Annotated in this window: 26 protein-coding genes; 14 read left to right on the top strand and 12 right to left on the bottom strand. The window is 69.1% G+C overall.

Going from position 1 to position 24,024, the window contains the following annotated elements:
- The first annotated feature begins 140 nt into the window (after window positions 1–140).
- The 7 genes from dusA to ACT6S0_RS02560 all read left to right on the top strand — a co-directional run bounded on the left by dusA (window position 141) and on the right by ACT6S0_RS02560 (window position 6,554).
- Window positions 141–1,094 carry a tRNA dihydrouridine(20/20a) synthase DusA gene (gene dusA / locus ACT6S0_RS02590; protein WP_444762353.1) on the top strand — a complete coding sequence of 318 codons (954 nt, stop codon included), beginning with the start codon at window positions 141–143 and terminating at the stop codon, window positions 1,092–1,094.
- A 64-nt stretch (window positions 1,095–1,158) separates the two neighbouring features.
- A complete protein-coding gene (locus ACT6S0_RS02585; protein WP_444762352.1) occupies window positions 1,159–1,440 on the top strand; it encodes a hypothetical protein in 282 nt (93 codons plus the stop codon).
- Window positions 1,437–1,889: a methylated-DNA--[protein]-cysteine S-methyltransferase gene (locus tag ACT6S0_RS02580; RefSeq protein ID WP_444762351.1), complete on the top strand. Its 453-nt coding sequence runs from the start codon at window positions 1,437–1,439 to the stop codon at window positions 1,887–1,889. Before ACT6S0_RS02585 ends, ACT6S0_RS02580 begins: the two co-directional genes overlap by 4 nt.
- Before the next feature lie 131 nt (window positions 1,890–2,020).
- Window positions 2,021–3,265, top strand: coding sequence for a DEAD/DEAH box helicase (locus tag ACT6S0_RS02575; protein WP_444762350.1), 1,245 nt, complete (start codon window positions 2,021–2,023; stop codon window positions 3,263–3,265).
- On the top strand, window positions 3,255–3,734 hold the full coding sequence (locus ACT6S0_RS02570) for a CYTH domain-containing protein (protein ID WP_444762349.1): 480 nt from the start codon (window positions 3,255–3,257) through the stop codon (window positions 3,732–3,734). Before ACT6S0_RS02575 ends, ACT6S0_RS02570 begins: the two co-directional genes overlap by 11 nt.
- Before the next feature lie 84 nt (window positions 3,735–3,818).
- On the top strand, window positions 3,819–4,322 hold the full coding sequence (locus ACT6S0_RS02565) for a hypothetical protein (RefSeq protein WP_444762348.1): 504 nt from the start codon (window positions 3,819–3,821) through the stop codon (window positions 4,320–4,322).
- Between the two features lie 141 nt (window positions 4,323–4,463).
- The gene (locus ACT6S0_RS02560) at window positions 4,464–6,554 is read left to right on the top strand and encodes a TonB-dependent receptor (protein WP_444762347.1); all 2,091 of its coding nucleotides are present in this window, start codon (window positions 4,464–4,466) and stop codon (window positions 6,552–6,554) included.
- A 4-nt stretch (window positions 6,555–6,558) separates the two neighbouring features.
- Here the strand turns inward: ACT6S0_RS02560 and ACT6S0_RS02555 are convergent, their stop codons facing one another.
- Window positions 6,559–7,530 (bottom strand): recombination-associated protein RdgC, encoded by a 972-nt coding sequence (locus ACT6S0_RS02555; protein WP_444762346.1) that lies wholly within the window; start codon window positions 7,528–7,530, stop codon window positions 6,559–6,561.
- Between the two features lie 105 nt (window positions 7,531–7,635).
- Window positions 7,636–8,295, bottom strand: a complete 660-nt coding sequence (locus ACT6S0_RS02550) for a DsbA family oxidoreductase (RefSeq protein ID WP_444762345.1) — start codon at window positions 8,293–8,295, stop codon at window positions 7,636–7,638.
- A gap of 176 nt (window positions 8,296–8,471) precedes the next feature.
- On the opposite strand from ACT6S0_RS02550, the gene ACT6S0_RS02545 reads away from it, so the two are divergent.
- Genes ACT6S0_RS02545 through ACT6S0_RS02525 form a run of 5 tightly spaced genes read left to right on the top strand, consistent with a single transcriptional unit; the run spans window position 8,472 to window position 13,314 of the window.
- Window positions 8,472–9,728: a hypothetical protein gene (locus ACT6S0_RS02545; protein WP_444762344.1), complete on the top strand. Its 1,257-nt coding sequence runs from the start codon at window positions 8,472–8,474 to the stop codon at window positions 9,726–9,728.
- A 4-nt stretch (window positions 9,729–9,732) separates the two neighbouring features.
- Window positions 9,733–10,173, top strand: coding sequence for a hypothetical protein (locus tag ACT6S0_RS02540; protein ID WP_444762343.1), 441 nt, complete (start codon window positions 9,733–9,735; stop codon window positions 10,171–10,173).
- Window positions 10,170–11,816 carry a diguanylate cyclase domain-containing protein gene (locus ACT6S0_RS02535; protein WP_444762342.1) on the top strand — a complete coding sequence of 549 codons (1,647 nt, stop codon included), beginning with the start codon at window positions 10,170–10,172 and terminating at the stop codon, window positions 11,814–11,816. Before ACT6S0_RS02540 ends, ACT6S0_RS02535 begins: the two co-directional genes overlap by 4 nt.
- A complete protein-coding gene (gene yghU / locus ACT6S0_RS02530; protein WP_444762341.1) occupies window positions 11,813–12,688 on the top strand; it encodes a glutathione-dependent disulfide-bond oxidoreductase in 876 nt (291 codons plus the stop codon). The genes ACT6S0_RS02535 and yghU overlap by 4 nt, the downstream gene beginning before the upstream one ends.
- A complete protein-coding gene (locus tag ACT6S0_RS02525; protein WP_444762340.1) occupies window positions 12,685–13,314 on the top strand; it encodes a glutathione S-transferase family protein in 630 nt (209 codons plus the stop codon). The genes yghU and ACT6S0_RS02525 overlap by 4 nt, the downstream gene beginning before the upstream one ends.
- A gap of 246 nt (window positions 13,315–13,560) precedes the next feature.
- Here the strand turns inward: ACT6S0_RS02525 and ACT6S0_RS02520 are convergent, their stop codons facing one another.
- The 6 genes from ACT6S0_RS02520 to ACT6S0_RS02495 are packed head-to-tail and all read right to left on the bottom strand — an operon-like array spanning window position 13,561 to window position 19,718.
- Window positions 13,561–14,544 (bottom strand): succinylglutamate desuccinylase/aspartoacylase family protein, encoded by a 984-nt coding sequence (locus ACT6S0_RS02520; RefSeq protein ID WP_444762339.1) that lies wholly within the window; start codon window positions 14,542–14,544, stop codon window positions 13,561–13,563.
- Window positions 14,545–14,548: 4 nt separating this feature from the next.
- The gene (locus tag ACT6S0_RS02515) at window positions 14,549–15,400 is read right to left on the bottom strand and encodes a PIG-L deacetylase family protein (RefSeq protein WP_444762338.1); all 852 of its coding nucleotides are present in this window, start codon (window positions 15,398–15,400) and stop codon (window positions 14,549–14,551) included.
- A gap of 9 nt (window positions 15,401–15,409) precedes the next feature.
- Entirely contained in the window at window positions 15,410–16,300 is an 891-nt protein-coding gene (locus ACT6S0_RS02510) for a DMT family transporter (protein WP_444762337.1), read from the bottom strand.
- An 8-nt stretch (window positions 16,301–16,308) separates the two neighbouring features.
- Entirely contained in the window at window positions 16,309–17,490 is a 1,182-nt protein-coding gene (locus tag ACT6S0_RS02505; protein WP_444762336.1) for an esterase-like activity of phytase family protein, read from the bottom strand.
- A gap of 59 nt (window positions 17,491–17,549) precedes the next feature.
- Window positions 17,550–18,866, bottom strand: coding sequence for an aspartate aminotransferase family protein (locus ACT6S0_RS02500; protein WP_444762335.1), 1,317 nt, complete (start codon window positions 18,864–18,866; stop codon window positions 17,550–17,552).
- Window positions 18,867–18,926: 60 nt separating this feature from the next.
- Entirely contained in the window at window positions 18,927–19,718 is a 792-nt protein-coding gene (locus tag ACT6S0_RS02495) for a ferritin-like domain-containing protein (protein ID WP_444762334.1), read from the bottom strand.
- 40 nt (window positions 19,719–19,758) lie between these two features.
- On the opposite strand from ACT6S0_RS02495, the gene ACT6S0_RS02490 reads away from it, so the two are divergent.
- Both ACT6S0_RS02490 and hslO read left to right on the top strand, forming a co-directional pair.
- The gene (locus ACT6S0_RS02490) at window positions 19,759–20,283 is read left to right on the top strand and encodes a gamma carbonic anhydrase family protein (RefSeq protein WP_444762333.1); all 525 of its coding nucleotides are present in this window, start codon (window positions 19,759–19,761) and stop codon (window positions 20,281–20,283) included.
- Window positions 20,280–21,236, top strand: a complete 957-nt coding sequence (gene hslO / locus ACT6S0_RS02485; RefSeq protein WP_444762332.1) for an Hsp33 family molecular chaperone HslO — start codon at window positions 20,280–20,282, stop codon at window positions 21,234–21,236. The genes ACT6S0_RS02490 and hslO overlap by 4 nt, the downstream gene beginning before the upstream one ends.
- Here hslO and ACT6S0_RS02480 read toward each other — a convergent pair.
- The 4 genes from ACT6S0_RS02480 to eno are packed head-to-tail and all read right to left on the bottom strand — an operon-like array spanning window position 21,194 to window position 23,953.
- Window positions 21,194–21,739, bottom strand: a complete 546-nt coding sequence (locus ACT6S0_RS02480; RefSeq protein ID WP_444762331.1) for an AAA family ATPase — start codon at window positions 21,737–21,739, stop codon at window positions 21,194–21,196. The genes hslO and ACT6S0_RS02480 overlap by 43 nt on opposite strands.
- A complete protein-coding gene (pnuC, locus tag ACT6S0_RS02475; RefSeq protein WP_444762330.1) occupies window positions 21,736–22,347 on the bottom strand; it encodes a nicotinamide riboside transporter PnuC in 612 nt (203 codons plus the stop codon). Before pnuC ends, ACT6S0_RS02480 begins: the two co-directional genes overlap by 4 nt.
- 16 nt (window positions 22,348–22,363) lie before the next feature.
- Window positions 22,364–22,666 (bottom strand): septum formation initiator family protein, encoded by a 303-nt coding sequence (locus ACT6S0_RS02470; RefSeq protein WP_444762329.1) that lies wholly within the window; start codon window positions 22,664–22,666, stop codon window positions 22,364–22,366.
- Window positions 22,667–23,953 carry a phosphopyruvate hydratase gene (gene eno / locus ACT6S0_RS02465; RefSeq protein WP_444762328.1) on the bottom strand — a complete coding sequence of 429 codons (1,287 nt, stop codon included), beginning with the start codon at window positions 23,951–23,953 and terminating at the stop codon, window positions 22,667–22,669.
- Window positions 23,954–24,024 lie beyond the last annotated feature (71 nt).

Genomic DNA, 24,024 nt, shown 5'->3' with positions numbered 1-24,024 from the left:
AGTTTTGATAGCACTCGCTGTAGCACCAGGTGCTGAAGGGTGGAACGGACTGGAATGGGCAAGGATCGGCGGGTATTCGTGGGGCAGTTCTCTCTATGAAAGCGGCCACTCACAGGGGCTGGCGATTAAGCGTCGCGCCCATGATGGACTGGACCGACCGGCATTGCCGCTACTTCCATCGGCTCATCACCCGCCATACGCTGCTCTACACGGAGATGGTGACGACGGGCGCCTTGCTGCACGGCGACCAGCCGCGGCACCTGGACTTCAACGCCGAGGAGCACCCGGTGGCGCTGCAACTCGGTGGCAGCGAACCCGCCGACCTGGCCGCCTGCGCCACGCTGGCCGAGCGCTGGGGCTATGACGAGGTCAACCTGAACTGCGGCTGCCCGAGCGAGCGGGTGCAGAAGGGCGCCTTCGGTGCCTGTCTGATGGCCGAGCCGCAATTGGTGGCCGATTGCGTCAAGGCCATGCGCGACGCGACGGCGCTGCCGGTCACCGTCAAGCACCGCATCGGCATCGACAGGAACGAAAGCTACGACTTCGTGCGCGACTTCGTCGGCACGGTCGCCGCAGCGGGTTGCGAGGTCTTCATCGTGCATGCCCGCAATGCCTGGCTGCAGGGCTTGTCGCCCAAGGAGAACCGTGAGGTCCCGCCGCTGCGCTACGAGCTGGTCGCGCAGCTCAAGCGCGAGTTCCCGCAGCTGACCATCGCCATCAACGGCGGCCTGAAGACGCCTGACCAGATCGCCGACCAGCTCGCCGTGCTGGATGGCGTCATGGTCGGCCGCGAGGCCTACCACGAGCCCTGGAGCATGGCGCAATGGGATTCGCGCTTCTTCGGTGCGGCCGACCCCGCGACCTCGCGCGAGCAGGTCGAGGATGGCTGGCTGGACTATCTCGACCGCGTGCACGCCGCCGGTCGCTCGTGGTCGCACGCGATGCGCCATGCGCTGGGCCTGTGGAACGGCACACCGGGCGCGCGCCGCTGGCGCCAGGTCTGGAGCGACCATCGCCTGAAGATGCTGCCACCGCGCCAGGTGGCTGAACAGGCGACCGCGGCGCGGCTTTCGAGCGCGGCCGTCGCGGCCTGAAGGTGACGACCCGCCGGCCGCCGGTCGTGCGCGAGCATCCGCTGTTGCGCCTCTGATGCCCTTCATGGACACCGCGTGCCCGCCCGCCTGGCCGCAGATCGCAGCGCAGCCGTTCAAGCGCCCCGTGCCGGGCCACGGCCCGGTGATGAGCAGCGTCGACGTTGAGCGCTGCCGGGGCGGCTTCGAGGCGCTGCTGGTGTGTGCCGACCAAGGCCTGCATCCGGCGGCCTGCTCGGCGGCCCGGCGCTCCCACGTCGCACCCTGGCTGGACGACGCCGGCCGCGCGCGCGGCGCTGGCATGCTTGGCTACTACTTCAAAACTGCAAGCGCCGCCCGGATAACGTGAGCGATTCTGTCAACGATCTTGAGATGCCGCACGACGAGCCGCTGTGGAGCCACAGCTTCGCCACCGCGCTGGGAACCTGCGGCATCGTCTGGAGCGCGCAGGGCGTCGTCGCCTCGCTGCTGCCTCAGGCGAGCCCGACCCAGCTCAAGCGGCGGCACCCGGGCGCTCGGCTGACAGATGAACTGCCGCCCGCCATCGCCCACGCCGTCGATGGCATCCGCGCGCTGCTGGCCGGCGAGGTGCGTGACCTCAGCGACATCCCGCTCGACGAACGCGGCATCCCGGCGTTCCGCCGCCAGGTGCATGCGCTGACCCGCGCCATACCGCCGGGCCAAACGCGCACCTATGGTGACATCGCCGCCGCGCTGGGCCGGCCAGGCGCGGCACGCGCGGTCGGCCGCGCCGAGGGCGATAACCCGTTTCCGCCCATCGTGCCCTCCATCGCGTGATGGGGGCGGGAGGCGAGCCGACGGGCTTTTCTGCGCCCGGCGGCGTCGAGACCAAGCGGCGCTTGCTGCTCATCGAAGCGCGCGCTGTCGGCCAGCTCGCAGGCGACCAGCGGCCGCTGTTCTAATTCCGCATGTCTTTTTCTTCCCTGGGCCTGTCGCCCGCCCTGCTGCGCGCCGTGCGCGAACAGGGCTATCACGCCCCTACCGCCGTCCAGGCCGCTGCGCTGCCGCCCATCCTGGCCGGCGCCGACGTGCTGGCACTGGCCCAGACCGGTTCGGGCAAGACCGCCGCCTTCGCGCTGCCGCTGCTGCAACGGCTGATCACCGCGCCGCCGCGCCCCGGACCGCGCGTGCTGGTGCTGGCGCCCACCCGCGAGCTGGCCGCGCAGACCGCCCAGCTGCTGCGCGACGTCGCGGCCCTGCTGCTGCACCGCCCCAGGATCGCGCTGGCGTTCGGCGGTGTGTCCATCAATCCGCAACTGATGGCACTGCGCGGCGGCTGCGACGTGATGGTGGCCACGCCGGGCCGCCTGCTCGACCTCATCGATCACAACGGCCTGAAGCTGGCGGGCATCGACTGCCTGGTGCTGGATGAGGCCGACCGCCTGCTCGGCCAGGGCTTCGCCGATGAGTTGCAGCGTGTGCTGGCGCTGCTGCCCGTGCGACGCCAGACCCTGCTGTTCTCTGCCACCTGCCCGGCGGCGGTGCAGACGCTGGCCGAGCAGTTGCTGCGCGACCCGGTGCGCATTGATATCCAGGAGGCAGCACCGCAGATCAAGCAACGCGCCATCCAGCTTGACCGCGCCCAGCGCCTGCCGGCGCTGCGGCACCTGCTCAAGGACGAGGCTTGGGACCGCGCGCTGGTCTTCGTCGCCAGCCGCTACACCGCCGAGCTGGTGTCGGACAAGCTCTTCGCCCACGGCTTCAAGGCTGGCGCCCTGCATGGCGAGCTGAGCCAGGGCGCGCGCAGCGACGTGCTGGCGGCGCTGAAGGCCGGCAGCGTCAAGGTGCTGGTCGCCACCGACGTGGCCGCGCGCGGCCTGCATGTCGATGCGCTGGATGCCGTCGTCAACTACGAGCTGCCGCGCTCGCCGGCCGACTATACCCACCGCATCGGCCGCACCGGCCGCGCTGGCGCCACCGGCGTGGCGGTCAGCTTCATCTGCGCGGACAGCGCCGAGAACGCCGAGAGCCATTTCCGCGTCATCGAGAAGCGCCAGGGCCAGCGCGTGCCGCGGGAGCGGCTGGACGGCTTCGAGCCGACGGCACTGGCCAGCGAGGCGCAGGCAGCGGGCGGCATCAAGAGCACGACGCGCAAGAGCAAGAAGGACAAGCTGCGTGAGGCGGCGGCAAAGGCGGCGCAAGATGGGCATTGAGATCGAACGCAAGTTCCTCGTCACGGGCGACGGCTGGCGGGGGCAGGCGTCAATGCAGACCCGCTTCAGCCAGGGCTACCTCAGCCGCGAGCCGGCGCGCACGGTGCGCGTGCGCATCGCGGGCGACGCCGCCTTCCTGACCATCAAGGGCGCCACGCAAGGCGCCACGCGGGCCGAGTTCGAGTACGGGATCCCGCTCGCCGACGCCGGGCAGCTGCTGGCGCTGTGCGACGGTCCCGTCGTCGAAAAGATCCGCCACCTCTGCCCGCATGAGGGCATGACCTGGGAGGTCGACGAGTTCCTTGGCGCCAATGCCGGCCTCGTCGTCGCCGAGATCGAGCTGGTGGCGGAGGGACAGGTCTTTGCCAGGCCGGGCTGGCTGGGTGCCGAGGTGACCGGCGATGCCCGCTATGTCAACGCGAACCTGGCGGTGAACCCGTTCACGCACTGGGGCGCTGCGAGAAGCTAGGGGGCGGTCGGCGAATCCGCCGGCCGCACGGGCGCGTAGAGGCTGTACGACGGTTGTCCGCAGCTCGCCCACCTCTGCCCACCTGTGCCCACCTGCCTGTCCTCACTGCTGCACCGAACGCGCATCGCCGTCCTGGCGATGTTGCTCGTCGTGTTGCCGCTGCAGGGCGCCGCGCAACTGGTCGCTGGTATCCAGGGCCAGCGTCATCTGCACACCGGCGCGTCGCATCAGGACACGCCTCTGGCCAGCGTGCGCGGCGCGTTGCGAGCCGTGCTGGATCAGCTTCACGCCGCCCAGGCGCCGCAGCTCAGGCATCAGCAGCACGCCTGGCTGCCCAGCACCGGGCCGGCAACCGGCTTGCATGAGCATGGCAGCGTCTATCACCAGCACTCGCACGACACTGGCGACGTACTGGATGTGACCGACCCGGCCGACAGCTCGCCGCAGGGTGGGGCGACCGTCTTCCAGGCGTGGCTGCCGGCCGGCCTCGCCGTCCCGCCTGCTGCCGCTGGCCACCATCCCGCCATCGCCGAGCCTGGCTGGCGCGACCGGGCCGTCGCGCCCCCGCGCATGCCCCCACGCGGCTGACCGTGCGCGGGCACGCTGCCCGCTGCAGCACCACCAAGGCGCCTCGCTGCGCCTGCCCCACGCTGCCCCGGTTTCCGCCTGCTCCGGCCGGACAGGTGGCGCCTGCGCATGACCGCCGGTCCCCGACCCCGAGGCAATCAAATGTTCATCCATCGTTCCTCGATCCCTGCGGCGCTGGCCCTGATGGCCGCGTCGGCTTCGCAAGCCCAGCCCACAGCGCCCACCGTGGTTGCCGCAGCCACCCAGCTGGAGCGTGTGCAGCTCGCAGGCCGCCACTACGACAACGCCATCGGCAGCGCCGACGCCGCTTCCCAAGGCACGATCCGCGCCGAGCTGCTGAAGAGCCGCCCCGCGCTGCGCCCGGGCGAGGTGCTGGAGTTCGTGCCCGGCCTGATCGTCACCCAGCATTCGGGCGACGGCAAAGCCAACCAGTACTTCCTGCGCGGCTTCAACCTCGACCACGGCACCGACTTCGCCACCAGCGTCAACGGCCTGCCGGTCAACATGCCCTCGCACGGCCATGGCCAGGGCTATTCGGACCTGAACTTCCTGATCCCCGAGCTGGTCGACCGCATCGAGTACCGCAAGGGCCCTTACTTCGCACGGAACGGCAACTTCGCCGCCGCCGGCTCGGCCGACATCGCCTATCGCACGACGCTGGACCAGAGCTTCGCCACGCTGACCTTGGGCCAGCGGCAGTTCCAGCGCTTTGTCGGCGGCGGCTCCGTCGCGCTGGGTGACAAGCGACTGCTCGGCGCCGTCGAGGTGCAGCACAACGACGGGCCCTGGACGCTGCCGGAGCGCCTGCGCAAGCGCAATGGCGTGCTGACCCTGTCCGGCGGCACGCGGGCCGCGGGCTGGAGCGCCAGCGCGATGGGCTATGACGCCAGCTGGAACTCGACCGACCAGATCCCCGAGCGCCTGATCGCCGCCGGCAGCTTCAACGGCCAAACCTTTGGCCGCTTCGATGCCATCGACACCAGCGACGGCGGCCAGACGCGCCGCAGCAGCCTGTCCGGCGAATGGCATGACGTCAGCAGCACGCAGGCCACGCAGGTCGCCGCCTATGCGATGGACTACCGGCTCAAGCTTTTCTCCAATTTCACCTATGCGCTGGAGCGCCCGGGCGATGGTGACCAGTTCTCGCAGCAGGACAGCCGCCGGGTCTACGGCTTCAGCGCCAGCCACGCGGTCGAGCACCGGCTCGGCGCACTGCCGGCGCGCAGCGAGATCGGCCTGCAACTGCGCCATGACCGCGCGCGCGTCGGCCTGTTCGACGCCGTCGAGCGCCGCATCACCGCCACCACACGCGACGACGCCGTGCGCGAGACCCAGCTTGGCATCCACGGCCAGACCTCGGTCGAGCTGACGCCCTGGCTGCGCAGCGTCGTCGGCCTGCGTGCGGACGACGCGCGCTTCAGCGTGGAAAGCCACAGCAACGCGGCCAACTCCGGCAGCGCCTCGGCCCAACTGCTGTCGCCCAAGCTGTCGCTGATCGCGGGGCCTTGGGCCAGGACCGAGTTCTTCTTCAACGCCGGCCGCGGCTTCCACAGCAACGACGCGCGGGGCACGGCGGCCCGCATCGACCCCAAGACGGGCAGCCCGGTCGACGCGGTGCCAGGTCTTGTCGCGGCGCGCGGCCTGGAGCTGGGCGCGCGGACCGAGTGGGTACCCGGTCTGCAGAGCTCGGTGGCGCTGTGGAAGCTGGACTTCGACTCCGAGCTGATCTACGTCGGCGATGCCGGTGCGACCGAGCCCAACCGGCCCAGCAAGCGCCGCGGCATCGAGTGGAACAACCGCTTCGTCCCAGCCCCATGGCTGCTGATCGACGCCGACCTGGCCTGGACGCACGCCCGCTTTGCCAACGTCGACCCCGCCGGTGACCGCATCCCGAATGCGGTCGACAAGGTCGGCTCCGTGGCCGTGACACTGTGCGACCTCGGGCCCTGGTCGGCCAGCCTGCAGTGGCGCTACCTCGGCGCGGGCTCGCTGGTCGAGGACAACAGCGTGCGCTCACGGTCGTCGCTGACGACGAACCTGCGCGTCAGCCGCAAGTTGTGGGCGGGCAGCGAGCTGACGGTGGACGTGTTCAACCTGACGGATCGCAAGGTCAACGACATCGAGTATTTCTACGAATCACAGCTGCCCGGCGAGGCCGCGCCGGTGGCCGATCGGCATGTGCACCCGGCCGAGCCACGCACGGTGCGCGTGACGCTCAAGCTGGGTTTCTAGCGCCTCACCAGGGCGGCGCTTCCTCGGCCACGGCCTCGGTCGAGGCGGGCAGGGCGGCAGGTGCCGGCGCCCCGGCGGCGGCGAAGTCATGCTCGCCGCCCAGGCCCTCGATCAGCGCCGGGATCAGCCGGCCCAGCTCGCCGGTGGCCAGCGCCATGTCGGCGTCAAACGCCTCGTCGCCACTGGCCTCGGCGCGGCCCTCGAAGGCCAGGTCCAGGAAGCTGATCTTCTTGACGGCGAAGCCCTCGGTCAGCGTGAAGGCGACGCGCTCGTTCCAGCTCAGCGCCAGGCGGGTCGGCATCTTGCCGCTGGTCAGGTGGGCGCGCACCTCATCGATGTCCAGCGGGTGGCGGGCGTAGCGCACGACGGGCTTGTGCTCGTCGCTGCCCTTGAGCTCGCATTCGCGCTCGATCTGGAAGCCCTCGGGCGTCACGCCGTCCAGCAGCCAGGCGGCCATGCAGGCGGCGGGGCTCTCGGCGGTCTGCACCAGCTGTAGCGACAGACCCGGGCTGGCCTGGATCAGCAGCGTGATGACCTCGTCCGCACGGCTGCTGGAGCCGGCGTCAACGAACAGCAGGCGCTGCGCGGGCGCGATCCATACCTGGGTGGCCGAGGTCTTGGTGAAGGCACGCGGCAGCAGCTCGTGCTCGGCCTGCTCCTTCAGTTCCTTCTTGGCCTTCTTGCCGGGCTTGCGGCCGGTGGTGGCCTCGATGTGTTCGGCCAGTTCGTCCACGCGCTCCTGCACGACCGACGAGGGCAGCAGGCGCTGCTCGCGCTTGAGCTTGACGAGCCAATGGCCGTCGACCACTTCGACGAGGGGGGCGTGCTCGATGCCGCGCGGCGGTGCCCAGCCGACGGCCAGGGGTTGCGTGGGGGCGCAGGCCAGGAAGGGTTCCTTGGCGAGCTGCTCGGCGAGCTGCTTGGCATCGGTGGCCCAGCCTTCGCCGATGCGGTAGGTGATCAGGTTCTTGAACACGGGAAATGGAACTCCGGAGAAAGGCGAAGCCCGCCAGCGGCGGGCTTCTTCGGGATGGCGTGATTGTCGCAGGCTCGGCCGGACCTGCCCCGGGTCGTGAGCTTGTTACACCGCCGCCGGCTGGGCCATGACCTGGCGCAGCAGCTGCTCGAACACCTCGACGGATTGCCCACCCTGGATCAGGTGGCGCTGGTTGACGACGATGGCTGGCACGGCGTGGATGTTCTGGGCGTGGACCTGCGCCTCGGCGGCGGCCACGTCGGCCGCGTGGCGGTCACCGACCAGCAGCTCGCGTGCCTCGGCCTCGGGCAGGCCGGCCGCGGTCGCGAGTTCCACCAGCACGTCGTGGTTCGAGACGTCGCGGCCATCGGTGAAATAGGCTTTCAGCATCGCCACCTTCAGCGTGCGCTGCATCGCACTGCCAAATACCTCGCCGGCCCAGTGCAGCAAGCGGTGGGCGTCACGGGTGTTGTAGATGCGGCTGCGCGCACCCGGGCGGAAATCAAACCCCAGCGTCGCGCCACGTTCGCGGATCGCCTGGCGCGTGCCGGCGAGCTGGGCGGGGCTGGCGCCGTATTTCTCCGCCAGATGTTCTTCGATGTCCTGCCCTGCGGGCCCCATGCCCGGGTTGAGCTCGAAGGGATGGAAGTGCAGGTCCAGAGTCAGCCCAGGGATGCGGGCCGCGGCCGCTTCCAGCGAATACAGGCCGATGGCACACCAGGGACAGACGATGTCGGAGATGAAGTCGATACGCATGCGTGGCATTTTCACGGGCCGGCAACGCCCCCCGTGTTTGTAAGGGTTGGGCCAAGCGTGAAGGGGTTGCCGTTGATGGTCGTGGCGCCCGCCACTTTGGGCGCTGCGGCTGAATAATCCGCAGGCAGTACCCGAGAAACATGCTTTTCAAGACCTCCCCAAGTTCCCGCCCCTGGGCAAGCCGCTTGTTTGCAGCGCTAGCCTGCGTCGCCATGGCCGCGCAGGGCGAGTCTGAGACCGACAGGCCGAGCGGCGCAAGCGGCCTCAGGGTCAGCGGTTTCGGCAGCATCGGCCTCGCGCACGTCGACGCGCCAGTGGGCTGGGGCTACCGGCGTGAACTGACCCAGGGTGGCAGCGATTCGCGCTGGCGCCATGACGTGGACACCCGGCTTGGCGTGCAGTTCAACTACAGCGTGAGCAGCCAGTTCGAACTCGTCGCCCAGGCCATCGCCAGGAAGCGCGGCAGCTACGCCGGCGGCAGCGATACGCTGGAATGGGCCTATGCAGCCTACCGGCCCACGGCCGACTGGACCGTGCGCATCGGCCGCGTCAACTTGGACGCCTTTTTGATGGCCGACTACCGCAATGTCGGCTACGGCTTCATGGCGGCCCGGCCGCCGGTCGAGCTCTACGCCATGCTGCCGACGGCGCTGGACGGCGCCGATGTCGCGCGCAGCTGGTTCCAAGGCAATGCGCAGTGGCGCGCGAAGCTGATGCTCGGCACAGCACAGATCGGCGACTTCCATACTGCTCCGCCGGGCCGGGTGCGTGACATCGTCGGCGTCATGATGTCGCGCGAGGAGGCTGGGCTGCTGGTGCGCGCCAGCGCATCGCGGACGCGCATTGAACTCGACCTCGGCAGCGCCCAGGCCGCCGTCGACGCCCTCGGCCAGTTGGGCAGCCTGCCCATCCCGCCCGTGGCCGACCAGGCGCGACAGCTGCGCGAGCGCCTGGGGGCGAGCGACATCTGGGCCACCTTCCTGGAGCTGGGGCTGCGTTACGAGCTGGGCGACTGGCAATGGAGCGCCGAGCTCGTGCGCATCTCGGCCGCGCCGCTGGTGCGCCAGCTGTCGGCCTATGCCACCGTCGGCCGCCGGCTGAGCGACTGGACGCCCTTCATCGGCTATGGCCGCACGCGCGATGCCATGCCTGTGACACCCTTGCCGGCCTGGCAAGCCGTGCTGACGCCGGTGCTCGGGCCGGCCGGCGCGGCCCAGTCGCAGATGCTGGGCACGCTCATCACCGATGCCGTCAATCGCTCGCGTGTGCAGCAGTCGGGCTGGTCACTCGGCACCCGCTGGGACTTCCATCCGCAGGCAGCGCTGAAGCTGCAATGGGACCGCATCCGCGTCGACGCCGGCGGGCCCGGGCTGTGGACCGGTGCCGACGTCGCCGCTGCAAAAGCCCATGTCGCGACGGCCGTCGTGGACTTCATCTTCTGAAGTCATGAAAGCCCCTTCCGCACTCCTGGTCGTGCTGCTCGGCCTGGTGCTCGCGCTGCCGGTGCGGGCCGACTTTTACATCGTCGTGCACGCCAGCAACCCGCAGCGCGCGCTGACTCAGAAGGAAGCGGTCGACCTCTTCATGGGCCGCAGCCGTGCCTTCGCCAATGGCGACTTCGCGCTGATCTTCGATCTGCCGCGCGACAACCCGCGCCGCGCGGCGTTCTACCAATCGCTGACCGGCATGAGCGTGGCCCAGGTCAACAGCTACTGGTCGCGGCTGATGTTCTCCGGCCAGAGCGCCCCGCCTCACGCCCTCCCTGACGAGACTGCCATGGCCGGCATCCTGCGCCGCAATCCCAGCGCACTGGGCTGGCTCAGCAAGGAGCCGGCCGATCCTGGCCTGCGCACGGTATTGGTCATCAAGGAAGCACCGGCGCAATGACGATTCAGGCCGGTGGCACCCTTCGTGTGCGCGGTGCAGACAGCCTGCAACTGCGGTTCATGCTGCTGGTGTGCCTCAGCGCGGTGCTGCTGGCCGTCGTTGCGGCCACCATCGCCTACCAGTTTGCCCAGGCGCGCGCCCTGGCCAGCAGCCGCAACAGCGTCCAGGCGCTGGCGACGGCGGTCGAGAAGACCGTGGCCATCGGCGCCTTCGCCAACGACGCCGTGCTGCTGCAGGAGATCGTCGCCGGCCTGGCGCGCAACGAGTTGGTCGCCCTCGCCGAGGTTGTGGGCACCGACGGCAGGGCGCTGGCCCAGGTGCTGCGGCCCGGCGTGGCCGAGGGAGGCGGCGGCACGCTGCTGGCATGGCCGGTCGTGTCGCCCTTCGACGCCAGCCAACACCTGGGCCGGTTGCGCATCCGCCTGGATGGCGCCCAAGTCCGGGCCATCGCCGACCGCGAGGCCTACACGCTGGCAGCGGCCATGGCCGGGCAGGCGGCGCTGCTGGCTGCCATCCTCTACCTGCTGGCCGCGCGCATGGTGTCGCGGCCCATCGTGCGCCTCGCCAGTGCGCTGCGCGGCATGACGCCCGGCTCGGCCGAGCGGCTTGAAACACCGGCCGGCCATGAGCGCGACGAAATCGGCGTGTTGATCGCCGGAGCGAATGCGCTGCTGCAAAGCAATCAGCGCCAGCTGCAGACTGAGCGCGCGCTGCGTGCCGAGGTGGAGGCCATGGAGGCCCAGTATCGGCAGATCTTCGACTCCAGCAGCGCCGGCATCTTCGTGCTCAACGAGAGCGGCCGCCTCATCAACGGCAACCCGACGGTGTCGCGCGTCGTCGGCCTGTCCATGGACGAGCTGCGCACCCTCAGCGAGGACGACTTCATTGCCCGCGTCTTCCACCGCCCCGAGCAGGTGCGGCAGATGATCGATGCCGCCACCGCGCGCGCAGAGACCGTCTCGGCCGACCTGGAGTTGGTGCAACTCGGTGACGAGCGGCGCTGGGTGCATTGCCTGATCTCCGTGCAGCACATCGACGTGGACGGCCAGACGGTCGAGGGAGTCATCTACGACATCACCGATCGCAAGAGCGACGAGAACGCCGTGCGGCATCAGGCCAACCATGATGCGCTGACCCAGCTGAAGAATCGCGCCGCAGGGCAGGCGACGCTTGAGCGTCATGTCGCCGAAACGCTGGCGCGCCGGGCCCCGCTGAGCGTGGCCTGCGTGGACCTCGACGGCTTCAAGCAAATCAACGACCGCCACGGCCATGCTTGCGGTGACGAGGTGTTGGTGGCCTGCGCCGAGCGCATGCGCTCGGCGGTGCGGCGGTCTTCGGACCTGGTTGCACGGCTTGGCGGCGACGAATTCCTCGTGGCGCTGCGCGACGTCGGTCCGGCGGACAACGTGCTCGGCCAGGTCATGCGCGACCTCATCGACGGCCTGTCCCAGCCCATCGTCCTGTCCAATGGCGCGGTGGTCAGCGTCGGCGTCAGCATCGGCGTGGCCTGCCTGCCGCTGCACGGTGACGATCCGCAGCTTCTCGTTCGCATCGCCGATGAAGCCCTCTATTACGTCAAGCGAAACGGTAAACAGGGTTTTGCGCTAGCGTTGCCGGGTTCAAACCCGACACCGCTTCGATGACCGACTACATCCCTCCCCAGATCTGGACCTGGAACAAGGCCAACGGCGGCCAGTTCGCCAGCATCAACCGCCCGGTGGCCGGCGCGACGCACGACAAGGCGCTGCCGGTCGGGCGCCATCCGCTGCAGCTGTACTCGCTGGGCACGCCCAACGGCATCAAGGTGACGGTGATGCTGGAAGAGCTGCTGGCCCTGGGCCATGTCGGCGCCGAGTACGACGCCTGGCTGATCCGCATCAATGAGGGCGAGCAGTTCGGCAGCGGCTTCGTCGAGGCCAATCCCAACTCCAAGATCCCGGCGCTGGTGGACCGCGGCGCCGGGCCTGACACGGAGCCGGTGCGGGTGTTCGAGTCGGGCGCCATCCTGATGTACCTGTCCGAGAAGTTCGGCGGCGCCTTCCTGCCCGTTGGCGGTTCCGCTCGCGCCGAGGCCCTGAGCTGGCTGTTCTGGCAGATGGGCAGCGCGCCCTTCCTGGGCGGCGGCTTCGGTCACTTCTATGCCTATGCGCCGACCAAGCAGGAATACCCCATCGACCGCTATGCGATGGAGGTCAAGCGCCAGCTCGACGTGCTGAACCGCCATCTGGCCGAGCGCCCCTACCTGGCCGGCGAGGCTTACAGCATTGCCGACATGGCCGCCTGGCCCTGGTATGGCGCGTTGGCCAAGGGCCAGCTCTATGGCGCGGGCGAATTCCTGTCGGTGCATGAGTACACCCACGTCATCCGCTGGGCCGACGAGATCGCGCAGCGCCCGGCCGTGCAGCGCGGCCGCAAGGTCAACCGCACCTGGGGCGAGCCGAGCAGCCAGCTGCACGAGCGGCATGAGGCCAGCGATTTCGACTTGAAGACGCAGGACAAGGTGGTAGCGCCATGATCACTCTCTACGACTGCGCCACCGCCCCCAGCCCGCGCCGCGCGCGCATCCTGCTGGCCGAGAAGCGCGTGCCGCATGAGACGGTGCAGGTCGACCTGCGCAGCGGCGAACAGCTCGGCGAGGCGTATCGGCGCATCAACCCGCAATGCACCGTGCCGGCGCTGGTGACGGGCGAAGGCCCGGTGCTGACCGACAACGCCGCGATTACGGCCTACATCGAGGCGCGCTTCCCGGAGCCGCCGCTGCTGGGCCGCACGCCGCTGGACAAGGCCGAGATCGCAAGCTGGCAGTGGCGCGTCGAGTTCGAGGGGCTGGCGGCGATCGCGGAGGCATTCCGCAACAGCAGCCCGGCGATGGCCAACCGCGCGCTGACCGGACCGGTGGCCTTTGCCCAGATCCCGGAGCTGGCGCAGCGCGGCCTGGCGCGCGTGCAGCTGTTCTTCGCGGCGCTGGACGAGCACCTCGCCGGCCGCGACTTCATCGCCGCAGGGCAGTTCAGCGTCGTCGACATCACGGCCGTCGTGGCCATCGACTTCGCGCGAGTCGTCAAGGTCAGGCCGGGTGACGAGCATGCGCATCTGCGCCGCTGGCGCGAGGCCATGCAGGCGCGCGGGACGATGGCGTGAAGAAGTGGGATCGCTGAGGTGAAATTCAAAGGCAACCACAGAAGCACAGAGTGAACACAGACAGCACTTCTCTGGCATCCGCACGGTTCAGGATGCGCGGCGCTTATCTGGAGGACGCGCTTAAACGCGTGACGACCAACTCGGCTCCGCCTTCCAGCGACCAGCAGGTGCTGTTGTAGGCCATCGAACTGCGAGGTGGCCTCGTCGATTCCGCGTTGCGAAGTCGACGGCACCGCGGGGCAGCACTCAACCGAGCTTCCGGTCGCTCGGCCTGGCCAGGTAGAACCACTCCGTCCCCGGCTGCGACTTGACGTTGGGGAAGACGATGCGCCCCTGGCTCGGCGCCAGCACGGCGGCGCCGCTGGCGCGGGTGCCGATCTTCTGACCCTGCTCGATGGCGTCGAAGCTGGCCCATTCGCGCTCGAAGCGGTCGCCCATGTCCTCACGGTCGATGACGTCGTAGAGCTGCAGCAGCTCGGGCGGCTGCGCGGGCCGGTGCGGCTCGACGACAGCCTCGTCCAGCATGCCGAGGAAGACCAGGGTGCGCAGGATGGCCAGGCGCGCGACCTCGGGGCCGTTGGGGTCCAGGTGCTGGCCGCATTCCAGCGTGATGGCCCAGCCGCCAGTGGAGCGCATGTACTCGGTGGTGCCGACGCCGTAGTGCGGGTCGGAGATCAACGCCGCGCGGCGCGAGCCGTCGTGCTCGCGCTGCTGGCGGCGCTGCAGGCCCAAGGCGTAGGTGGACAGCCAGCCTTCGACGATGCGGCCGACGCCCAGGCGGGCCGCGAGCGCAGATTCGGTCGCCTCCTGCGAGAACGGCTCCAGGTCGCCCGTGTTGTTGCGCGGGCCGATCATGGCGAAGGCCGGGCCCTGGCCCTGGAAGCTGTGCAGGTCGAGGATGCCGTCGTGCTGCGCGATCAGCGGGCACAGCTGCCTGGCGATGCGGTCCTCGAAGTCATGTGCGATGACGGGCGGGCGCAGGTTGCGGTTGAGGTTGCGGTCGCCCTCGCGGCGGTTCAGCTGGTGGGCCAGCGGGTTGACGATAGGGACCAGGGTCAGCGTGCCGCGCAGCAGCGTCAGCTCGCCGGCGTCAAGCTGGCGAATGATCTCGGCCATCGCCGTCGTGCCGTGGATCTCGTTGCCATGCACGGCGCTGGTCACGAGGAAGCGCGGGCCGGTCTGCAGGCCGGCGAACTGGTGCACGCGGATATGGGTCGGTGGGCTGGACATGGGATCAGGGCTTGAGCGAGGCGGAAGAGAGGGCGCGGTCGGCGGCGAAGACGCGGCGCGGCAGTTCGGCCGCGGGTTGGCCGGCGCGGTAGGCGACGAGGCGATACAGCGTAGCGAAGGCGAAGTCGGGCACCGCCTCGCCGGCCCCCAACACCAGCTCGCCACCGCGGCGCACGGCGTCGGCCAGGAAGGCCGGCAGGCGCAGGTGGTAGGGGTTGCGCTCGATCTCGCCGGCATGGCGCTCCAGCGCGGCGATGAGGCGGGCGGTGTCGGCGATGCTCGTTTGCACCAGCGCGTTCGGCGCGGCCTGCGTCGACCAGAACTCCGTGTGGCCAACAACGGTATCCAGCTGCGTGACCGCCAGCGCCTCGGTGACGAGCCGGCAGACGCCGCGATGGCTGGGGTTGTCGTCCAGCGCATGCGGCGCCAGCACGAGGGCCGGGCGATGCTTGGCCAGCAGGGCGGCGATGGTGTCGACATGCACCTGCCACAAGCGTGGCTGGCGCTCGGCCGTGTCGGCGCGCACATCCGACAGGCCCTCGGCACCGACGCGGATGCAGTCGAAGCCCAGCACGGCGCAGGCATCCTGCAACTCGGCCCAACGCGACTCGCGGCGCTCGGCGTTGCTGCCCAGCGTCACGGCGACATTGCTGACGCGCCAGCCCGCCTCCTGCTGCAGCCGCAGCGGCAGCGCGCCGACGATGCATTCATCGTCGGGGTGGGGGGCGAAGATCAGGCAGTGGCCGGGCGCCCGTTCGGGTGCCGGCGTCGCGCTGCGGTCGGGCGGGTCGCCCAGCAGGGCGGCGAAACGGCTGAGGTGCTCGCGCCAGCGGGCGAGGTCGGCATCCAGGGACATGCCGGCATCCTACCGAGCCAATGGGCGCGCCGGCCATGTCGCCAGCAGCACGCCCAATAAGGCCAGGCCATAGGCCAGGGCCTGCTGGACCGACAGCGTCTCGCCCAGCAGCAAGCCGACCAGGGCCGTGCTGATGGGCAGGAAGACCATGAAGACCCCCGCCTTGGCCGCGGGCAGGCCCTTGAGCCCGGCCATCCACAGCCAGACCGTGATGACACTGGCCGTGGCGGCGTAGTAGCCCAGCAGCGCCCAGTCGAGCAGGCGCGGCGCGCCGAAGTCGAAGCTCAGGCCCTGCCAGACGGCCAGCGGCGCGACCAGTGCGAGACCCCACAGGTTGATCAGCGCGCTGATGCGCTTCGGCCCCAGGCCGGCGGTGAGCTTCTTGCCGATGACGACATAGCAAGCCTCGCAGAAGACGGCCGCGATCAGCAGCAGCGCGCCCAGCGTCGTCGTCTCGCCAGCTTCGTATCCTGGGCCCTGCTTGCCGCCGGCGACCAGGGCGATGCCGCCGACGGCGCAGGCAATGCCAGCCAGCACGCGGCCGCTCAGGCGCTCGCGCAGGAAGGCCCAGCTCAGCAGCGCGACCGCCGCTGGAATGCCGGCCAGGATGACACCGGCGACGACGGCGGAACTCTGTCGCAGCCCGAACAGCATGCAGATCGAGAACAGGAAGTTGCCAAGGAAGGACTCGAGAAACAGCAGCCTCCTTGAGCGCGCGTCCAGCGGCGCCTCGTGGGCGGGCTTGCGCAGCCAAGGCAGCATCAGCACGGCCGCAAAGCCGAAGCGCAGGCCGGCGAGCAAGAAGACGGGAAAGGCCGCGACCAGCAGCTTGGACAGGCCGACGTAGCTGCCGACAAGGCTGGTGCTGGCCGCAAGCAGCGCGTAGGCGCGCCACGGCACGGCTGAACTCAGGGCAGTGGTCCTTCGATCGTTAGAGCCACGAACTGCGTGAACTGCGCCGGGTTGAAGTTGTTGTCAGACACCAGGATCAGCGTGCGCTTGCCCTCATGCATGGGGCCGAAGGTGAGGCCCTCGATGTTGTCCAGGGCCAGCACGCTGCCGTCGTCGTTCTTCAGGGACGACAGGTCCAGCAGCATGGTGCGCTTGACCGGCACCACGTCGCGGCCCTTGATGCTGGGCCAGCCGGACACGTCGGTGGCGCCGCGGGTGTCGACGAGGTAGAGCTTGATGGTGTTGCTGGTCGGCAGCTTGGTGTGCGCGGCGGTGCCCGGTGTCAGCGCGCCCACGGCGAAGGCGCGTTCGATGACGATGAACTCGTGGGCCGACAGGGCCAGCATGTCGGGCACGCCGTTGGTGGCGAAGTCACCCGGGCGCGCGGGCGGGAAGGGCACGGGCCCGACGTCGTAGAGGTACTCGGCACCGGCCTTGCCGCTTTCGAGGTCGAAGGAGAGCATGCGTGCCCGGCTGCCGCGGCCCAAAGCTGCGGGCAGGCTGTCCTGGGCCAGGCCGTTTTCGCTCATGGTCCACAGCGTCTTGCCGTCGGGCGTGAGCGCGATGCTTTCGAAGGCGAGGTTGCTATAGGGGCCGGTGTCGCCCGCCGCCAGGCCGCCGGCGCTGCCCGATGGGTTGTAGTAGCCCGGCACAGCGAACTCGCCGGCTGGCTTGCCGTCGGGGTGCATGCGGCGCACCGTCGGGTTCTGCATGGCGCTGGAGATGCGTTGGCCCTCGTTGCTCCAGTAGATGAGGTTGCGTTTGGTGTCCAGGCGCAGGCTCTCTGGGTCGACCTGGTTGCGACCGAAGGGCTGGCCGTCCAGGTCCAGCAAAGTCGTCATGCCTACCCAGGCGACACCGGCCGAGCCGGGGCTGGCACTGCGGCGGAACTTGGCCAAGTCCAGCGCCAGCTCGTAGAAGCGCGCCGGCCCGCGGTCGCTGCGGTCATCGCAGATGGCCAGGTAGCGGCCGGTGGCCGGCACGTAGTCGAGGCTGGACAGGCCGCCCACGGGCGAGCCCTGGAAGCTCGCGCTGGTGGGCACGATCTGCTGGCCCAGATAGGTCAGCGTCTGTGAAACGGCCGGCAGGGCTGCCAGCGTCAGGCTGGCGGCAAGGGCGCAGCGGGCGAACAACTTCATCAAAATCCTTGGGCGCGGCCGGGGTGCCGCAGCGCGGCGGCGCAGTCTAGTGCAAGCTTTCAGGCGGCCCGGCGCAGCGCGCCACGCAGCGTGTCGATGATGCGTTCGATGTGGCTGCTCTCGATGATCAGCGGCGGCGACAGCGCGATGGTGTCGCCCGTCGTGCGGATCAGCAAGCCCTTGTCCCAGCAGTCCAGGAAGACGTTGAAGGCGCGCTTGGCGGGCTCGCCGGGCAGCGACTTGAGTTCGACGCCGCCAACCAGGCCGATGTTGCGCACATCGATGACATTGGGTTCGTCGCGCAGCGAGTGCAGCGCCTTGGCGAATTCGTCCTGCATGCGCGCGGCGCGCATCAGCAGGTCGTCGTCGGCATAGGTGTCCAGCGTGGCGATGCCGGCGGCGCAGGCCAGCGGGTGGGCCGAGTAGGTGTAGCCGTGGAAGAACTCGATCAGGTGCTCGGGCCCGGTCATGAAGGCGTCGTGGATCTTCTGCTGCGCGAACACCGCGCCCATGGGCACGCAGCCGTTGGTGATGCCCTTGGCGACCGTCATCAGGTCGGGCGTGACGCCGAAGGTCTGCGCAGCGAAGGGGTTGCCGGTGCGGCCGAAGCCGGTGATGACCTCGTCGAAGATCAGCAGGATGCCGTGCTTGTCGCAGATCTCGCGCAGGCGCTGCAGATAGCCGGCTGGCGGGACCAGCACGCCGGTGGAGCCGGCCACGGGCTCGACGATGACGGCGGCGATTGTTGAAGCGTCATGCAGGGCTACCAGGCGCTCCAGGTCGTCGGCCAGCTCGGCGCCGTGTTGCGGGATGCCCACCGAGAAGGCATTGCGTGCCGGGTCGTGGGTGTGGCGGATGTGGTCGACGCCGGCCAGCAGGCTGCCGAACATCTTGCGGTTGGCCACCATGCCGCCGACCGAGATGCCGCCGAAGTTGACGCCGTGATAGCCGCGCTCGCGGCCGATGAGTCGGGTGCGGGCACCTTCGCCGCGCACGCGGTGGTAGGCGATGGCCATCTTCAACGCCGTGTCCACCGACTCGGAGCCCGAGTTGGTGAAGAACACGCGGTTCATGCCCGTGGGTGCGATGGCCGCCAGCCGCTCGGCCAGCTCAAAGGCCTTGGGATGGGCCATCTGGAAGGGCGGGGCGAAGTCCAGCTCCGCAGCCTGCTCCTGGATCGCCTTGACGATGCGCGGCCGGTTGTGGCCGGCGTTGACGCACCAGAGGCCGGCAATGCCGTCCAGCACCTCGCGGCCCTTGTCGTCGCGGAAGAACATGCCGTCGGCCCGGGTGAGCAGGCGCGGCGCCTGCTTGAACTGGCGGTTGGCCGTGAACGGCATCCAGTAGGCATCTAGCTTGGCAACGTCGGCGGTCATGCGGGGCTCCTTGCAGGATTCGGTTGCCTTGGATTCTGACGGGTTGGTCAGATTTTGGACTCAGGGCTTGCCTGCATCCGCCAGAGCGGCCAGCTCCGCCTCTTCAAAACCGGCGGCGCGGCGGGCTTCGAGGTTGAAAGGCGCGCGCAGCTTGGGCGCTTGGTAGCGGACGGCCAGTTCGGCGTAGGTCGTGATCGGGTCCAGCCCGCGCTGCTCGCACAGGAAGCGGTACCAGCGGTTGCCGGCCAGCACATGGCCGATTTCGTCGTGCAGGATGATGTCGAGGATCGCGCCTGCACGCTTGTCGCCCGCGCCGACGAGCTTGGCGCGCACGGCGGGGGAGGCGTCCAGCCCGCGCGCTTCCAACGTGCGCGGCACCAGCGCAATGCGGGCGAGCAGGTCGTGCCGGGTGCGCTCGGCCATCTCCCACAGTGCGTTGTGGGCGTCGAAGTCGCCATAGTCGAAGCCCAGGCTCAGGAGATGCTCGCGCAGCAGCGTGAAGTGCCTGGCCTCCTCCTGGGCAATGCGCAGCCAGTCGCGGTAGAAGGCCTCGGGCATGCCGGTAAAGCGCCAGCAGATGTCCAGGGCCAGGTCGATCGCGTTCAGCTCGATATGGGCGATGGCATGCACCAGGGCGGCGATGCCGGCGGCTGTGCGCAGTGACGGAGGTTTGAGCGTGACATGCCCGACCAGCTGCGGGCGCGCGGGCCGACCGGGGATACCGGCAGGCTCGGCAATGACGACGGTGGCATCGACGGGCAGCGTGGCGTCGAGAGCGAGCGTCGCACTTGCCTTGGCGGGCGCTTCGGCAATCAGCAGGGGGCCGAGCGTGGCCAGGCGGAGTTCAGACATGGTCGGGATTCTAAAATTCGCGTTTTGACGGAGGGCCGTGATGGCGATCTACCAGCTCGACGAACACCTGCCCGATGTGGCCGATACGGCCTGGGTGGCCGATAGCGCCGAAGTCATCGGCCGCGTCACCCTGGGTGAGGGCGTCAGCATCTGGTTCAACGCCGTGCTGCGCGGCGATAGCGACACATTGACCATCGGTGCGGGCAGCAATGTCCAGGACGGCTCGGTACTGCACGCCGACCACGGCTTTCCGCTCGTCATTGGTGAGAACGTGACGGTCGGCCACCAGGTCATGCTGCATGGCTGCACGGTGGGCGACGAAAGCCTCATCGGCATCGGGGCCGTGGTCTTGAATGGCGCACGTATCGGCCGCAACTGCATCGTCGGCGCTGGCGCGCTGGTGACCGAGGGCAAGGAATTCCCCGACGGCTCGCTGATCGTTGGCGCGCCGGCCAAGGTCGTGCGCGAGCTGAGCGAGGCGCAGATTGCCGGGCTCAAGACCAGCGCCGCCCATTACGTCAACAACGGCCGCCGATACGCGGCCGGCCTGAAAAGAATCCGATGAGTGAATTGCACAAGTTCCTGTTCGACGGCCTGCCCGTGCGCGGCATGCTCGTGCGCCTGACCACGGGCTGGCAGGAACTGCTGTCGCGCCGTGAGCCCGGCGCCGAATATCCGCCCGAACTGCGCGACCTGCTGGGCCAGATGAGCGCGGCCGCGGTGCTGATGCAGGCCAACATCAAGTTCAACGGCGCACTGGTGCTGCAGGTCTTCGGCGACGGCCCGGTCAAGCTGGCCGTGGCCGAAGTGCAGCCCGATCTGAGCTTTCGCGCCACGGCCAAGTGCGTCGGCAGCGTCGAGCCCGGTGCGACGCTGGAGGCCATGGTCAACCTGAACGGCCAGGGCCGCTGCGCAATCACGCTGGACCCCAAGGACAAGTTCCCCGGCCAGCAGCCCTACCAGGGCGTCGTGCCGCTGTACGGCGACCAGCGCGAGCCGCTGCAAAAGGTCAGCGAGGTGCTGGAGCACTACATGCTGCAGTCAGAGCAACTCGATACCAAGCTGGTGCTGGCGGCCGATGGCGAGATCGCGGCTGGTCTGCTGATCCAGCGTCTGCCGGTCGAGGGCGAGGGCAACCTCGAAGGCCGCCGCAATGAAGACGACATCGGGTTGTCGGACGCCTTCAACCGCATCTCCATCCTGGCCGGCACGCTGACCACCGAGGAGCTGCTGACGCTGGATGCGGACACGGTGCTGCGCCGCCTGTTCTGGGAGGAGACGGTGACGCGTTTTGAGCCCCAGCAGCCACGCTTTGCCTGCACCTGCTCGCGCGAGCGCGTGTCGCAGATGCTGCGCGGCCTGGGGCGCGACGAGGTCGACAGCGTGCTGGCCGAGCGCGGCGATGTCGAGATCGGTTGCGACTTCTGCGGCCGGCACTACCGCTTCGATGCGGTGGACGTGGGTGCGCTGTTCGATCAGCGCACGGAGCTGGGTGGCGGCTCGACGACGCTGCAGTAGCGATCGACAGCGGCGCTGGCCTGCGCGAGGCGCGTGGGGCCGTCGCCGCTGATGTCCACCCAGGCCAGCCCGGCCTGCGCCAGCGCGGCGCGTAGCCGGTCGTCGAAGGCGGCGCGCACCGCCGGGCCGTCGCGCTGGATGCCGTCGGCCTGCCAGGGCAGGTCAGGCGCGCACAGCAACGTCAGGTCGCAATCGCGCTGGAAGGCGATGGCGCCGGCGAGCAGGGCGTCGTCTTGAAAGTAGTGCTGGCTGCACAGCGCCGTGATGAGCGGCGTCGTGTCGCAGAACACCAGCTCATGCGCGCGCGCGGCGGCGTCGATGCGCGCGGCCTGCTCGGCGGCGATATGGGCCTGCTCATGCCGCTGCGGCGTGCGGCCGTGGACCTCGCACCATTCGCGCAGGTACTCCGTGACGAGGCCGGCGTTGAAGCGCAGCGCCAGCGCTTCGGCCAGCGTCGACTTGCCGGTGCATTCAGCACCCAGCAGGGCAACACGACGGCTCACGCCCGTCTCCACGCGCGCCACCCGATCACGCTCATCGGGATGAATCCGGCATAGAGGATGACCGTCAGCCAATAGCCCTTGAGGCCGAACAGCACGACGCTGGCGATATTGACGACGATCCAGGTCGGCCAGTTCTCCTCGTACTTGCGGGCCAGCAGCCATTGGCCAAGCAGGCTGGCCACGGTGGGGAAGGCGTCCCAGTAGGGCAGGGGGCTGTCGGTGGCACGGTCCAGGAAGAGGCCGAGCAGCGGCCAGGCAGCCAGCGTCAACAGCGCGGGCGCGGCGAGTCCCCGCAGCCCGAGGCGGCGCACCTTGAGCACCTCGCCCGTTGCCATGCGGCCAAAACGCCATTGCCACCAACCCCACACGGCCAGCGCGGCGAAGACGATCTGCAGCGCGGCCTCGCCATAGAGCTTGCCGTCCCAGAACAGCGCGAAATACATCAGCGAACTGGTGAAGGCCAGCGGCCAGGCCAGCAGATGGACGCGCATATTGCAGACCACCATCCAGACGGCCAGCACGAAGGCGATCAGCTCCAGCCAGGACGCGGGGCTGCCAAAAGCGGTGAAGGCCGGCGCCAGCAGGGCCGCCCAGACGGTGGCAAGCATCGGCGGCGGCGGACAGCTAGCGACTGACGGCCGACGCGGCCGGCCGGACCGATGCCGCCAGCGGCACGAAGACTTCGTCGGCCTTGATCATCCCCAGCTCGAAGCGAGCCTTCTCCTCGACCATCTCGAGGCCTTCGCGCAGGTCGCGCAGTTCGGCCTGCAGCTGGGCATTGCGGGCACGCGCCTCGTCGTTCTCGATGCGCGCCTGGGCCACCTCCTCCCGGAGGTGGGCCACATAGGGAATGCTGCCCCGGCCCACCCAGAGCTGGGCTTGGATGGCGATCAGGAAGAGCGCCAGGACCGCGGCCAGAACCTTCAATTACTTGAGGTTGTAGAAGGCGGCGCGGCCAGGGTAGACAGCGACGTCGCCCAGATCCTCTTCGATACGCAGCAGCTGGTTGTACTTGGCCATGCGGTCCGAGCGCGACAGCGAGCCGGTCTTGATCTGGCCGGCGTTCAGGCCGACGGCGATGTCGGAGATGGTGCTGTCCTCGGTCTCGCCCGAGCGGTGCGAGATGACGGCCGTGTAGCCGGCGCGCTTGGCCATCTCGATGGCGGCGAAGGTCTCGGTCAGCGTGCCGATCTGGTTGATCTTGATCAGGATCGAATTGGCGATGCCCTTGTCGATGCCTTCCTGCAGGATCTTTGTGTTGGTGACGAACAGGTCGTCGCCGACGATCTGCACGTTTTGCCCCAAGCGCTCGGTCAGGATCTTCCAGCCGTCCCAGTCGCCTTCGGCCATGCCGTCCTCGATGGAGATGATGGGGTATTTGTCGACCCAGGTGGCCAGCATGTCGGTCCACTCCTGCGCGGTCAGCTGGATGCCGCCTTCGCCTTCGAGCACGTACTTGCCGTCCTTGTAGAACTCGCTGGCGGCGCAGTCCAGCGCGATGGCGATCTGCGAACCGGCCTGGTAGCCGGCCTTGTCGACGGCCTGCAGGATCAGCTGGATGGCGGCTTCATGGCTCTCGACGCTGGGCGCGAAACCGCCTTCGTCGCCGACGGCGGTGGAGATGCCCTTGTCGTGCAGGATCTTCTTCAGCGCGTGGAAGACCTCGGCCCCCCAGCGCAGCGCTTCGCGGAAGCTCGGCGCGCCGACCGGAACGATCATCAGTTCCTGCAGGTCCAGCGAGTTGTTGGCATGCGCGCCGCCGTTGATGACATTCATCATCGGCACGGGCAGTTGCACGGCGCCCATGCCGCCGAAGTAGCGGTACAGCGGCAGGCCGGACTCTTCGGCGGCGGCGCGCGCCACGGCCATCGACACGGCCAGCATGGCGTTGGCGCCCAGGCGGCTCTTGTTCTCGGTGCCGTCGAGGTCGATCAGTGTCTTGTCCAGGAAGGCCTGCTCGGCGGCATCCAGGCCCAGCACGGCCTCCGAGATCTCGGTGTTGATGTGCTCGACGGCCTTGAGCACGCCCTTGCCGAGGTAGCGGCCCTTGTCGCCGTCACGCAGCTCGATGGCCTCGCGCGAGCCGGTGGACGCGCCCGACGGCACCGCTGCACGGCCCATGACGCCCGACTCCAGCAGCACGTCGCATTCGACGGTGGGGTTGCCGCGGCTGTCTAGGATCTCTCTGCCGACGATGTCATCAATGGCGCTCATTCGTGTGTCTCCAGGAAGTGAAAAATTCAAAGCGGGCGCAGTGTGCCAATCGGGCGTTACCGCGTCACAAC

Origin of the sequence: Roseateles sp., assembly GCF_052436255.1 — a bacterium.
Lineage (GTDB): Bacteria > Pseudomonadota > Gammaproteobacteria > Burkholderiales > Burkholderiaceae_C > Pelomonas.
This window is presented reverse-complemented; position numbering and strand designations above follow the sequence as displayed.